Raw genomic sequence first — 13634 nt, 5'->3', positions numbered from 1 at the left:
CCGGTCCGGAAATCGCCGCAGGGCGCTCCGGACCCGGACCCGGGGGTCGACGACCAACTGACTGATTGCAGCGAGCATCGATCAGACGGTGGACCCCTCGGCGGTCAGCGGCCGGAGCGTCCTCGACGACTCCCGACCGATCGCCCTGCTCCCAGGGCGACTTGACCGCATTCGGCGAGCGTACCACTCACGATCAGCGGTTTTTCCGCCCGCGGCCTGCTCTCCACACCCTCCCCCAGCGCCCACCAGGAAGTTCCTCGTTTCAGGCTGGAACTGGAACGAAAGGTGGTATGGTCTGAGCGCAGCAGCGAGCATTCCTCTTACGGCGGACCTCGAATGGGCCTGGCTCACGTGCGTTCAGAGCGGCTGAAGGCACCGGCAGGAGAGAGAGCAGCGACATGAAGTTCACCCCTTACTGGCTCGACACCGCGCCCCAGGGGCCGGACCGGTCCCGGACCCAGATCGGCGGCCGGGTCGACGTGGCGATCATCGGGGCCGGCCTGACCGGCCTCTCGGCGGCACTGCACCTGGCTCGCAAGGGCGCGAACGTCCACGTCTTCGAGAAGGACACGGTCGGTTTCGGAGCCTCGGGTCGCAACGGCGGCATGGCCACCCTGGGCATGTCGATCGGCTTCCGCTCCGCGGTCTCGCGCTACGGGTTCGACACGGCGAAGGCGTACCTTCTGGCCTACCACGACGCGGTCGACACCATCGAGACCCTCGTCAAGGAAGAGAACATCGACTGCGACTTCGCCCGCACCGGCAAGCTCAACCTGGCGTCCAAGCCGGCCCACTACGACGGCCTGCGCAAGACCCACGAGATCATGTCCGGCAAGCTCGGCATCGAGACCCGGCTGATATCCAAGGGCGAGCTCCACACCGAGATCGGCGCCGACTGTTACCACGGCGGCATGGTCGACGCGCGAAGCGCGGGACTGCACGTCGGCAAGTTCACCAAGGGCCTCGCCGAGGCGGCCGCACGGCTCGGCGTCACCATCCACGAGAAGGCACCGGTCCAGACGGTCGACAGGCTGAGTGGCACGAAGCACCGGCTGGTCACTCCACGCGGCACCGTCGAGGCCGACCAGGTGCTCGTGGCGACCAGTGGCTACACCAGCAGGCCCTTCCGCTGGCACCAGGTCAGGATCGCGCCCGTCGGCAGCTTCATCATCGTGACGGAACCGCTGGGCGAGGACGTCTGCAACCAGCTCCTGCCGAACCGGCGGATGGCGTCGACGTCCCTGAACCTCCTCAACTACTTCCGGATCACCCCGGACCACCGGCTGCTGTTCGGTGGCCGCGCCCGGTTCGCCGGGTCCAACCAGCAGTCGGACGCGAAGAGCGGGCGCATCCTGCACAAGGGGATGACCGAGGTCTTCCCGCAGCTCTCGCAGACACGCGTCGACTACTGCTGGGGCGGCCTGGTCGACATGAGCATGGACCGGATGGTGCACGCCGGCGAACAGGACGGACTGTTCTACTCGCTCGGCTACTCAGGCCACGGCGTCCAGATGGCGACGCACATGGGCAAGGTGATGGCCGAGTACATGAACGGGACCACGGACGCCAACCCTTGGAGCGACCTGCCCTTCAAGCGGATCCCGGGACACTTCGGTCCTCCCTGGTTCCTGCCGTTCGCCGGCGGGTTCTACAAGTTCATGGACGTCATCAAGTAGGCGTGGGGCCACCGAGATGCTGAGTACGCCTGCCTCCCGCGACCTGGCGGGTCTTGTGGCCCGTGTCGCCGAGTTCGCACCCGGCCTGCGGGTGGAGACCGGCCCGGGGGCCACCGGCCCCTACGCCTACGACGCCTCCAACTACCGTGTGCCGCCACAGGCAGTGGCTTTCCCGCGGTCCGCCGAGGATGTGGTCGGCGTGTTGCGGGCCTGCCGTGAGGCGGGGGTGCCGGTCACCGCCCGGGGCGGCGGCACGAGCATGGCGGGCAACGCCGTCGGGCCGGGTGTGGTGCTGGATTTCTCCCGGTACATGAACCGGATCCTGGACATCGATCCCGTGGCGCGCACCGCGCGGGTCGAGACGGGGGTGGTACTGGATGTGCTGCGGAGCGCGACCGCCCTGCATGGTCTGGATTTCGGCCCGGATCCCTCCTCGCACAGCCGGTGCACGCTGGGCGGGATGATCGGCAACGACGCGTGCGGGAACCGGTCGGTGCGCGACGGGCGGACCAGCGGGCATGTGGTGGCGCTGGAGGTCGTGACGGCGGACGGTGTGCGGGCCGTCGCCGATCACCGCGGGCTGCATCCGCTGGATCCGGGGGATGCCGGACCGGTCGCGCGCCTGGAGGCGGACCTGAGGCGTCTGGTCGAGGAGAATCTGGCGCCGATCCGGACCGAGTTGGGGCGTATCCCGCGGCAGGTCTCGGGTTACCAGCTCCATCATCTGCTGCCGGAGAACGGCTTCGACATGGCGCGTGCTCTGGTGGGTTCTGAAGGCACCTGTGCGGTCGTCACCGCCGCGACGGTCCGCCTGGCGGCGACCGCACAGGCCTCCACCCTGCTCACGCTGGGCTACGACGATGTGGTCGCCGCGGCCGAGGACGTGCCGGAGATCCTGCGCTTCTCGCCGAGTGCGGTGGAGGGCATGGACGAGGCGATCGTCGCCACGATGCGGGCCCGCCGCGGAGCCGATTCCGTCACCGGCCTGCCCGAGGGACGGGCCTGGCTGTATGTCGAGCTCGAAGGCGACGACATCGCATCGGTGAACGCCCGGGCTGAAGAGCTGCTGCGTACGCTCAAGACCCGTGGACGGTTGACCGGTGGCCGGGTGGTGGAGAGCCCGGCCGAGCGGCGCTCGCTGTGGCGGGTACGTGAGGACGGGGCCGGGCTCGCGGCCCGGTTGGTGGATGGCGGGGAGTCCTGGCCCGGTTGGGAGGACGCGGCCGTCGCACCGGAGGACCTGGCCGCCTACCTGCGCGGGTTCCGCAAGCTGCTCGCCTCCCACCAGCTGACCGGTGTGCTGTACGGGCACTTCGGCGCGGGGTGTGTGCACGTACGCATCGACTTCGACATGGCGAGTGACACCGGCCGAGAGGTCATGCGCCGCTTCCTGACCGAGGCCGCCGCCCTGGTCGTCGAGCACGGCGGCACCATCTCTGGCGAGCACGGTGACGGGCGCGCCCGCAGTGAGCTGCTGGAGGTGATGTACAGCCACCGGATGATCGCCGCGTTCGCCGCCTTCAAGCAGGTCTTCGACCCGGACGGGCTGCTCAACCCCGGCGTCATCATCGACCCTGCACCGTTGGACGCCGACCTGGCGCTGCGTGAACTGCCCCTGGTGGACACGACGTTCGGCTTCCCCCATGACGAGGACGGCTTCGCCGGTGCCGTGCGCCGCTGCGTAGGGGTCGGCCGCTGTCGCAGCGATACGGGCGGGGTGATGTGCCCCAGCTACCGGGCCACCGGCGAGGAGAACGCCTCCACCCGAGGCCGGGCCCGCATGCTCCAGGAGATGGTCCGCGGCGAGGCCGTCACGGACGGCTGGCGCTCGACCGAAGTACGCGACGCGCTGGACTTGTGTCTGTCGTGCAAGGCGTGCTCCAGTGACTGCCCGGTCGGGGTCGACATGGCCACCTACAAGGCCGAGTTCCTCCACCAGCACTACAAGGGCCGCCTGCGCCCCCGCTCCCACTACTCCCTGGGCTGGCTGCCGCTCACCTCGGCCCTGGCCGGATACGCCGCCCGCCCCGTCAACGCCCTGCTGCGCGGACCGCTCGGCACGCTTCTGGCCCGCCTGGGCGGTGTGACCACCCAGCGCAGGATCCCCGCTTTCGCCTCCCGGCGCGCTCTACGCAGAATCCTCCGCAGGGCGAAGCCTTCAGGGCCCGCGAAGGCGATCCTCTTCGTCGACAGCTTCACCCGCGCCTTCCGCCCCCAGATCGCCGGGGCGGCCGGCCGCGTGCTCGCCGACGCCGGCATCCCCTGCACGCCGCAGGACGACCTGTGCTGTGGACTGACCTGGGTCAGCACCGGCCAACTCTCCGTCGCCCGCCAGATCATGGCCCGCACGGTGACCGCCCTGGACAACGGCGACACCCGCCCCGTCATCGTGGCCGAACCCAGCTGCGCCGCCGCCCTCAAACGCGACATGCCCGAACTGCTGGGCACTCGTGCAGCCCGACGGGTGGCGGACCGCGTCCATACCTTCACCGGTGCGCTGACCGACCTCGCCGAAGACACCTGGACTCCGCCGCCCCTGCCCGAGACCGTCGTGCTCCAGACCCACTGCCACGAGTACGCCACCTTCAAGGACCGCCGCCCCGCCGACCTCCTGCGCCGCCTGGGCGTGCGCACGGTGGACGAGGCCGAGGGCTGCTGCGGACTCGCCGGCAACTTCGGCTTCGAAGCCGAGCACTACGACACCTCCATCGCCGTCGCCGACCTCGCCCTCAAGCCCCGCCTCGACCGACTCGACGGACAACCCGTCGTCGCCGACGGCTTCAGCTGCGCCACCCAGATCGACCACCTCGCCGGCGACCAGGACATCCGCGCACTGCACCTCGCCGAACTCCTCGACCCCGCTCCTGAACAGCCAGGAGCGCCCGGATGGGACCCAACACCGTGACCGGGTCGCTGCGCGTCCCGGAGGCTGTGGCCGAACACCGGTAGGTCACCGTCGGAGAGCTGTCGAAAATCTTCGGGCTGCCCGAGTCAGCCATGCGGCGGGCCTTGAGGGCGAGGCCGACGACGTCGACGGGACGTGGCCGTGGACGGGGCGGTGATCGCCAGGATGCGCACCGCGCGGACCGTCCCGCGCCCGGCTCCCCCCTCCCCCCTGACCGGGCGCAGGCAACGGCCCATCAGGGCCTTGGCCAGGGGCTCAGCGTTCTTCGGGCAGCCCGAGACCGGGCTTGACAAGCCCCCGCGCCGACCGCTGCACAGGCCCTTGAAAACCCCTCCGGATTCCGGCCCAAAAAGTTTCTAGTTTCAGGTTGGAACTGGAACGAACGATGGTATGGTCTCAGCCACAGCAGCGAGCAAACCTCGAAGAACACGACTGAAGGTGTGCCTGCAGATGACTTCGACGCTTAGTCGGGCGATCGCCAACTACCCCAACCGGTTCGATCCGGGGGTACTGAGCGAACTCCCCGAACACCTCCGGGAGACCATTCAGCGCCGCGAGAAGGTTCTGGGTCCTGGCTACACACTGATCTACAAGGAGCCGGTCGAGTTCGTCTCCGGTCACGGGGCCCACCTGATCGACCGGGACGGCAACGACTACCTCGACGCCTACAACAACGTCCCGTGCGTCGGGCACGCCCACCCGCACGTGGCCGAGGCCGTCGCCCGCCAGATGACAAGGGTCAACACCAACACCCGCTACGTCCAGGAAGCCCTGGTCGACTACGCGGAGCGGCTCCTGGCGACCTTCCCCGAGGAACTGTCGAAGCTGAGCATCGCGTGCAGCGGGTCGGAGGCGAACGACCTCGCGGTACGGGTGGCGCGCTTCCACACGGGCGGCGAGGGCATCATCGTCACCCGCTGGGCCTACCACGGCATCACCCGCGAGGTGGCGAGCTTCTCGCCGCACCTGGGCGCGGGCTCACCGCTCGGCCCGAACGTTCGGCTCATCGACCCGCCGGACCCGCGTCTCGCCGCCCCGGGGACCACGCTCGCCGAGCACATGCGGCAGCAGGTACGCGCCGCGATCGACGACCTCGAGCGCCACGGCTACCGGCTCGCGGCCCTGATCACCGACTGCGCCTACACCAGCGACGGCATCTTCACGGACCCCGTCGACTACATGCAGGGCGTGGTCGAGGAGGTGCACGCGGCCGGCGGAGTCTACATCGCGGACGAGGTCCAGTCCGGATTCGCCCGGCTCGGGGAGTCGATGTGGGGCTTCACCCGCCACGGCGTGCTGCCGGACATCGTCACCATGGGCAAGCCGATGGGCAACGGAATGCCGATCTCGGGCGTGGTCTTCCGCCCCGAGGTCAGCGAGGAGTTCGGACGCAACGTCCGCTACTTCAACACCTTCGGTGGCAGCTCCATCCCGCTGGCCGCCGGCGCCGCGGTGCTGGACGTGCTGGAGCGGGAGAACGTGCAGCAGCGCGTCCTGGAGAGCGGCAACGCACTGCGCGCGGGGCTGCGGGAGATCACCGAGGATTCTCCCTTCGTCGCCGAGATCCGCGGCGCCGGTCTGTACGTCGGCGTGGAGATCGTGAAGGACCGGGACACCCTTGAGCCGGACCGCCTGCTGACCGAAGACGTCATCAACGACATGCGCGATCGCCGGATTCTCATCAACGGCACGGGCAAGTCGGCGAACACTCTGAAGATCCGCCCTCCGCTGGCCTTCGACTCCGCCGACGTGACCCGCTTCCTGGAGACCTTCGCCGAGGTCGCGAAAAACCGTCTGTAGCAGGCTGTCTGAAGGGATTGCCCGTGAACACCTCACCGGCTGCCGATTTTGCTCGACGCCTCTTCGAGGAGAGCGGCCTGACGTCGTCCCACGAGCCCATCGACGTGGTGCTGGTGAGCATCTTCCTCGAGAAGCACTTCGGCCTCAACGGACGTCTCGGGCGACTGGCGACCGAGAAGGACGACACGTTCAGGCTCCGGACCGACACGAGCGACCACCTCGTGAAGGTCTCCCCGCCCGACGAGGCGGAAGCGGTCGTCGATCTCCAGACCGCCGTGATGCGCTTCCTCGAGCGCTCCGCCCCACAGCTGCCGGTCCAGCGGGTGAAGCCGACCGTGGACGGCGACGACAGCGTGGCCATCCGGCTCAACGACGGCAGAATCCGGATCCTGCGGGTGTTCGAGTTCGTCGCGGGTCCGGTCATGGCGCAGACGAGTCCGGACGTCGAGCAGCTGGCCAAGGCGGGCGAGATGCTGGGGCGGGTCGACGAGGCGCTGAAGGCGTTCACACACCCCGCTGACCGACGTGGCCTGGTCTGGGACATCCGGCACTTCCACCGGCTGACCGGCCTGGTCGAGTACACACCGACCCCCGAGCACCGCCGGATGGCCGAAGCCGTCTTCAGACGCTTCGACGACGCTGTCGTCCCCAGGCTGGGTGATCTCGAGACCCAGGTGATCCACGGCGACTTCAGCCCCTACAACGTCGTGGTGGATCCGAAGAGCGACGATCACTTCGTCACCGGCGTCATCGACTTCGGCGACACCGTGCGCAGCGCCGTGATCTTCGATCCCGCCGTGCCCATGGCGAACCTGCTCGGCAGGACGCCGGTCGACCCCTGGCGGGACGCGTGCGCCTTCGCCGCCGGCTACCAGCGGCAGCGGCCGGTCAAGGCCTCGGAACTCGCTCTGCTCCCGGTCGCCGCGCTGGCACGACTCACCCTGCGCGCCCTCCTCACCAACTGGCGGGCGGAGCGCGCCCCCGAACGGCGCGACTATCTCCTCGCCCACGCCAAGGACGACTGGACCAACATCGATCTCGCCTTGGGCGCAAGCAAGGACGACGTCATCACGCGCCTCAGGGAGTCCCACATCGGGCATTCCTGAAAAGCCAAACACCCTATCGAATCGGCAAGAGAAAGATCGGAGCTCCCTCGTGAGCAACAAAATTCCCTCGCTGCAGTTCCGGCCGAAGTACGTGTCGTTCGACTGTTACGGCACGCTGATCAATTACCAGATCACACCGATCACGCGTGAGCTCGTCGGCGACCAGATCCCCGCCGAGCAGTGGGACCAGTTCGTCAAGGAGTTCCGCGGCTACCGCTACGACCAGATCCGCGGCGAGTACTACTCCTACGAGCAGGTGCTGCACGACTCCTTCGAGCGGGTCTGCAAGCGCTGGGGCCTGAAGGTCGCCCCGGACGCCGGCAAGCGCTTCGCCGACGGCGTCCGCAGCTGGGGCCCGCACGCCGACGTTCCCGAGCCGCTGAAGAAGATGGGCGAGAAGTACAAGCTCGTCATCCTCTCCAACGCGGACAACTCCTTCCTCGAGGGGAGCGTGCCCAAGCTCGGCGCCGACTTCCACGCGGTCTACACCGCGGAGCAGGCCGGCTACTACAAGCCCCGCTACGCCGCCTTCGAGTACATGCTCGACCAGCTCGACGCATCCCCCGAGGACTTCGTGCACGTCTCCTCGCACACCCGCTACGACCTGATGCCGATGCACGACATGGGCTTCCGCAACCTGATCCTCCTGGACCGCGGCTACGACCCGGTGACCCACGGTTACGACTACGTGACCGTGAAGTCCCTCGACGAGCTCAACACCATGCTCGGCATCTGACACACAGCTCGCTTCAGCCCCGCACGGCACCACCGCATTGGGTGTCGCCTCACGATTCTGACTGCCGTGCGGGATGAAAGCCCAGCATGCCCCGCTCATCGCTTTTGAAGCACCGCGGACACGACGGTAATCAGATCGATAGAGACGAACGTCGCGATGATTGCCTCGGCATTGCTACGGTGCGGCATCACACCGCACATTTCTCCTTCTTCTCTTCCCCCCGGGTCTCGCTCGGTAGGCCTCAGAGCCCGGCGTTTCCCGCCGCCGATTGTCGGCGCCCAAATCCCCCCTCAGCGGCAGCCGTACGCCCCCATCCAGTACGTCCCCGCATCTCGATTCCCTTCTCCCCAGCGATCTCCAGGAGGCACCGCCATGGAAGGCAACCGGATAGGACGCAGAACCATCCTCCGCACCGCAGGCGCTCTGGCAGCCGCCACCGCGGTGACCGGCTGCGGCACCCTCATGGGCAGCAGCGAAAGCCGCGGCTCGGGCGGTGGCAAGAAGCGGCTGGTCGTCAGCAACAGCGGTGGCGCGTACAACGACGCGCTGGCCAAGGCGATCTACGAGCCGTTCACCAAGGAGACCGGTATCACGGTCACCACGGTCAACTACCAGTCGGCTCAGGTCATCGCCCAGGTCAAGCAGGGTCGTCCGCAGGTCGACCTGATGGACAACTCGCTGCTCGTCTTCCAGAAAATGGCCCGCCTGGAGTGTCTGGAGGCGATGGACCACGACCGCCTCAAGAGCGTCAAGGGCGCCGGCATCCCGGAGCACCAGCTGCCGGAGCACGCGGTCGGCAAGAACGTGTGGTGCAGTCTGATGGCCTACCGCACGGACAGCCTGAAGCGCGCCCCGAAGAGCTGGGGGGACTTCTGGAACACGCACTCCTTCACCGGTCCGCGCTCCCTGCAAAGCGCCGAGGTCGACATCCCGGAGCTGGAGTTCGCGCTGCTCGCCGACGGTGTCCCGCTGGACAAGCTGTACCCGCTGGACGTGGACCGCGCCTTCAAGTCGATGTCGCGGATCCGTGGCGGGGTGAAGAAGTTCTGGAACACCGGTGCTCTGCCCGCCGTCCTGCTCGGCCGCAAGGAGGTCGTCGCCACCAGCCTGTACGGCGGTCGCGCGGACGAGCTGATCAAGCAGGGCATGCCGGTCGCCTACCAGTGGAACGGCGCGCGCCGCCTGACCAACGGCTGGGGCATCCCCAAGGGCGCGGACAACACCGACGCGGCCTACAAGCTGATCGACTTCTCGCTGCGCCCCGAGGTGCAGGCCGCCTTCGCCAAGCTCTACCCCGGCGGCCCGGTCGTCCCCGGCGCCATCAAGCTGCTCTCCGAAGACGTCCTGGCCGCCCTGCCGACCTCGCCTCAGAACCTCAAGATCGGGTTCGACGCCGATGTGGCCTGGTGGGACAAGAACCGTGACGCCGTCACCAAGCGCTGGCAGGAGTGGGCGGATGCCTGAGCGGACCCACACGATCAACACCGGCAGGCTGTCTGCTGACGAACTCGCCGCCGTCCTGGCGCCGCAGTCCAACGCGCCGACGGGCAAGTCGTTGTCGGTGAGGGGGCTGCGGAAGTCCTACAGCGGGACGACGGTGGTCGACGGCGTGGACATGGACATCGCGGCGGGTGAGTTCGTCACCTTCCTCGGCTCCTCCGGTTCCGGCAAGACGACCACGCTGATGATGCTGGCCGGTTTCACCGAGCCCGACTCCGGAACCATCGCCGTCGACGGCCGGGACATCACCGAACTCAACCCCGGCAAGCGCGACTTCGGTTTCGTCTTCCAGCAGTACCTGCTCTTCCCGCACATGACGGTCGAGGAAAACGTCGCGTTCCCGCTCACTCTGCGCGGTGTGCCGAAGGCGGAGATCCGTCGCCGGGTCGGGGAGACCCTGGAGGCGGCCGGACTGTCGAAGTTCGCCGGCCGCAAGCCCCGTGAACTGTCCGGCGGCCAGCAGCAGCGCGTCGCCCTGTGCCGCGTGCTGGTCTACCGCCCGCCGATCGTGCTGATGGACGAGCCGCTGGGCGCGCTGGACAAGAAGCTGCGCGACCAGATGCAGACCGAGATCAAGTCCATCCAGCGGGAACTGGGCCTGACCGTCATCTATGTGACGCACGACCAGGAGGAAGCCCTGGTCCTGTCGGACCGCATCGCCATCATGAAGGACGGCCGCATCGAGCAGTTCGACACCCCCCGCGGCCTGTTCGAACACCCCCGCACCCCGTTCGTCGCCGACTTCCTCGGCGCCGCGAACTTCCTCACCGGCAAGGTCGAGGAGTCCACCGCAGACGGATCCACCCCGGTCCGCCTGGACACGGGCGGTGTGCTGAAAGCCCGCGCGCACCCGTGCGCCCCGGGTCAGCGGGTGCGGGCGGCGGTCCGCCCGGGCAAGCTGCGCCTGGTCAGTGCCGAGGAGAGCTGCTGTTCCGGCACCGTCGAGACGGCCGTCTATGTCGGCTCACTGACCCGGATCACCGTCCGTCTGGACGGTGCGGCTCCCGGCACGGCGCCGTTGCGCATCGAAACCGCCGCAGCCCCGCCCCGGATAGGCGAGCGGGTGTGTGTGACGGCTGATCGTGAGGACGTCAGTGTCTTCGACGAGTCGGACGGGGGGTGAGCCTGTGGCAGGCACCGCTCTCGCACCCGGCAAGGTGCGTGTGAAGACAACGTCCGCGATGCGCGGGCACCGTTCCCGCATCGCCCTGGTCAACGCCGTCCCCGTCACGGTGTTCCTGCTGGTGTTGTTCGTCTACCCGATCATCGGGGTGCTCTCCCTGAGCCTGAAGGGCGACAACGGCGCCTTCACGCTCCACTGGTACGCCGACGCCCTCAGCGGCGCGAACCTCTCCGTCCTGGTCTCCACCCTGCGCATCTCGGCGGAGACGGCGGTGCTGAGTCTGCTGGTGGGTTTCGTGCTGGCGCACGCCATCGCCCGGATGCGGCCGGTGTTCGCCGCGCTGGCGATGCTGATCGTGGTCGTACCGCACTTCATCAGCGCCCTGGTGCGCACCTACGGGTGGATCATCATGCTCGGCGAACACGGCCTGATCAACAGCCTGGCCACGTCCGTGCACCTGCCCGGCGCCCCGTACTCGCTGCTCTACAACGAGACCGGCGTCGTCATCGGCACCACCTCGGTGATGCTCCCCTACACCGTCCTCGTGCTGCAGGGGGTGATGCGCGGTGTCGACGGCCGGCTGCTGGCAGCGGCCGCCGGGTTCGGCGCCTCCCGCTTCACGATCTTCACCCGGATCTACCTGCCGCTCGTAGCTCCCGGGATCGGCACGGCCGGGCTGCTCAGCTTCATCCTGTGCCTGGGCTACTACATCACCCCGGCCCTCATGGGCGGTGACAAGCAGACCGTCGTCGCAGCGTTGATCGACCAGCAGGTCATGAAACAGGACCAGTGGAACTCCGCCGCCGCCTTCGGCGTCATCCTCCTCCTGCTCACCTTCGCCGGCCTGGGCGTGCTCGGCCTGGCCAAGCTGCGCCGCAAGAAGACAGCCGCACGAAGGAGCAGCTCATGATGGAACTGCCCGCCACCCGGGCCGGACACGTCGGCCGCGCCCTGAGCGCCACCGCGATCCTGCTCTTCCTGGCGATGCCCATCGTCATCATCCTGGTCACCTCCTTCGGCACCGACGGCATCGGCACCTTCCCGCCCGAGCACTACAGCACCCGCTGGTACGAGCAGATGGCCGCACCCGGCGGCAACTGGGCCACCTCCATCGCCCTGTCCAGCCTGGTCGCCTCCCTGACCACGGTGTTCTCCCTGGTCCTGGGAGTGACTGCTGCGACGGCCCTGGCCCGCGGCCGCCTGCCCCTGCACGCAGCCGTCTACGGCCTCGTCCTGGCCCCCATGCTCATCCCCCAAGTGGTCATCGCGCTCGGCCTGTTCCTGTTCTTCGAACCCGCCGGCATGCTCGGCAGCCCCCTGGCGATCGCCCTCGGGCACACCGTGCTCGCCGCACCCATCGCCATCCTCATCATGATCTCCACCCTCAAAGGCATCGACGAGCGCCTCGAAGACGCCGCCGCCAGCATGGGCGCCGGCCGTATGACCATCGCCCGGCGCATCACCTTCCCCCTGGCCACCCCCGGCCTCATCGCCGCGGCGGTGTTCTCCTTCATCACCAGCTTCGACGAGTTCTTCATCGCCCAGTTCCTGTCCACCCCCGACACACGCACCCTGCCGGTCCTGGTCTTCAACGCCCTCCAGTTCGACGTCGACCCGACCGTCACCGCCGTCAGCGCCGTCCTCATCGCCCTGGCGATCCTCGCCCTCGCCCTGGTCGCCCTCGTCCGCAAACTCGGCGGCCACCGCAACCAGCAGGGCGGCGTACTGCCCGTCGAACCCCTCACCTGACCGGCAAAGCCCTTCCCGTCTCAGGCTGCCCAAGTGGCTGGGCTGCTGAGCCGGCGGGGGGGCGGGCATCCCTCCCCCGGTGCCCGACCCCGCCCCCCGGACAAGGTGGATGCAAGGACCCATCGACGGACGCATCCCGCCTCCACCTTCACAACGGCCCACACCTGCTGCCGCCCGGTCGCAGGTGTGGTGCCCACCAACCGGACGTGATGCACCTCCGTCCGTGAAGCACGGGGCCCTGCCCCCCTCCCCCGAGGGCCCCGTGCTTCCCCCTGGCAGTGCCGCGATGGTGCTCCCCTCCCCGCTCGCTTTCCCCGCAATCGTCACCCACCAGCGGTCATACGTCCGCAGGACCCGTCTGTTCTCAGATTCCGAGGAGAAGTCAGCCATGACCATGACTGTCGTCCGTGATGTTCCCAAGCAGCTGTTCATCGGTGGTGGCTGGCAGGACGCGGAGTCCGGCCGGACCCTGCCGGTCGACAACCCGGCCACCGGCGAAGAGCTCTGCCGGGTCGCCGACGCCTCACCGGCCGACGGACAGCGCGCCGTCGAGGCCGCGGTCGCCGCCCAGCCGGCCTGGGCCGCCACCGCGCCCCGGGCGCGCAGCGAGATCCTGCGCCGCGCCTACGACCTGATCATCGCGCGCACCGAGGACCTCGCGCTGCTGATGACGCTGGAGATGGGCAAGCCCCTGGCCGAGGCGCGTGCCGAGGTCGCCTACGGAGCGGAGTTCTTCCGCTGGTTCTCCGAGGAGGCCGTCCGTGTCGACGGCGGCCTGATGACCGCGCCGGACGGCAGGAACCGTCTCCTGGTCACCCGTCAGCCGGTCGGCCCCTGCCTGCTGATCACCCCGTGGAACTTCCCCCTGGCCATGGGCACCCGCAAAATCGGCCCCGCCATCGCCGCCGGCTGCACCATCGTCCTCAAACCCGCCCCGCAGACGCCCCTGACCAGCCTCGCCCTCGCCGCGATCTTGAAGGAAGCCGGCCTGCCCGAGGGTGTGCTGAACATCGTCACCACCACCGACGCCGCCGGTGTC

The 13634-nt window shown here is 68.6% G+C and carries 10 protein-coding genes; all 10 read left to right on the top strand.

Annotated elements, in window-relative coordinates:
- Positions 1-398 precede the first annotated feature (398 nt).
- Positions 399-1676: an NAD(P)/FAD-dependent oxidoreductase gene (locus FDO69_RS26335; RefSeq protein WP_104782346.1), complete on the top strand. Its 1278-nt coding sequence runs from the start codon at positions 399-401 to the stop codon at positions 1674-1676.
- Between the two features lie 16 nt (positions 1677-1692).
- Entirely contained in the window at positions 1693-4581 is a 2889-nt protein-coding gene (locus FDO69_RS26330; protein WP_104782345.1) for an FAD-binding and (Fe-S)-binding domain-containing protein, read from the top strand.
- A 450-nt stretch (positions 4582-5031) separates the two neighbouring features.
- Complete coding sequence (locus tag FDO69_RS26325; protein ID WP_104782344.1) at positions 5032-6381, top strand: aspartate aminotransferase family protein; 1350 nt, start codon at positions 5032-5034, stop codon at positions 6379-6381.
- A gap of 23 nt (positions 6382-6404) precedes the next feature.
- On the top strand, positions 6405-7487 hold the full coding sequence (locus FDO69_RS26320) for a phosphotransferase (protein ID WP_199838319.1): 1083 nt from the start codon (positions 6405-6407) through the stop codon (positions 7485-7487).
- Positions 7488-7536: 49 nt separating this feature from the next.
- The gene (locus tag FDO69_RS26315) at positions 7537-8223 is read left to right on the top strand and encodes a haloacid dehalogenase type II (RefSeq protein ID WP_234388112.1); all 687 of its coding nucleotides are present in this window, start codon (positions 7537-7539) and stop codon (positions 8221-8223) included.
- 372 nt (positions 8224-8595) lie between these two features.
- The gene (locus FDO69_RS26310; protein ID WP_167526688.1) at positions 8596-9687 is read left to right on the top strand and encodes an ABC transporter substrate-binding protein; all 1092 of its coding nucleotides are present in this window, start codon (positions 8596-8598) and stop codon (positions 9685-9687) included.
- Positions 9680-10846: an ABC transporter ATP-binding protein gene (locus tag FDO69_RS26305; protein ID WP_234388111.1), complete on the top strand. Its 1167-nt coding sequence runs from the start codon at positions 9680-9682 to the stop codon at positions 10844-10846. Before FDO69_RS26310 ends, FDO69_RS26305 begins: the two co-directional genes overlap by 8 nt.
- 40 nt (positions 10847-10886) lie before the next feature.
- Complete coding sequence (locus FDO69_RS26300) at positions 10887-11756, top strand: ABC transporter permease (protein WP_234388110.1); 870 nt, start codon at positions 10887-10889, stop codon at positions 11754-11756.
- Positions 11753-12595: an ABC transporter permease gene (locus tag FDO69_RS26295; protein WP_234388109.1), complete on the top strand. Its 843-nt coding sequence runs from the start codon at positions 11753-11755 to the stop codon at positions 12593-12595. Before FDO69_RS26300 ends, FDO69_RS26295 begins: the two co-directional genes overlap by 4 nt.
- 394 nt (positions 12596-12989) lie before the next feature.
- On the top strand, positions 12990-13634 hold a 645-nt coding region (locus tag FDO69_RS26290), incomplete at its 3' end, for an aldehyde dehydrogenase family protein (protein ID WP_138430193.1).

The organism is Streptomyces tibetensis, from assembly GCF_007655005.1.
In the GTDB taxonomy this organism is placed as follows: Bacteria; Actinomycetota; Actinomycetes; order Streptomycetales; family Streptomycetaceae; genus Streptomyces; species Streptomyces tibetensis.
The sequence above is the reverse complement of the archived record's forward strand: the minus strand, read 5'-3'. Positions and strand labels throughout refer to the sequence as shown.

Bases quoted from the DNA above. Each gene is read 5' to 3' on its own strand.
- FDO69_RS26335 (WP_104782346.1), top strand. From the start codon at position 399: ATGAAGTTCACCCCTTACTGGCTCGACACCGCGCCCCAGGGGCCGGAC.
- FDO69_RS26325 (WP_104782344.1), top strand. From the start codon at position 5,032: ATGACTTCGACGCTTAGTCGGGCGATCGCCAACTACCCCAACCGGTTC.
- FDO69_RS26295 (WP_234388109.1), top strand. From the start codon at position 11,753: ATGATGGAACTGCCCGCCACCCGGGCCGGACACGTCGGCCGCGCCCTG.
- FDO69_RS26330 (WP_104782345.1), top strand. From the start codon at position 1,693: ATGCTGAGTACGCCTGCCTCCCGCGACCTGGCGGGTCTTGTGGCCCGT.
- FDO69_RS26310 (WP_167526688.1), top strand. From the start codon at position 8,596: ATGGAAGGCAACCGGATAGGACGCAGAACCATCCTCCGCACCGCAGGC.
- FDO69_RS26305 (WP_234388111.1), top strand. From the start codon at position 9,680: ATGCCTGAGCGGACCCACACGATCAACACCGGCAGGCTGTCTGCTGAC.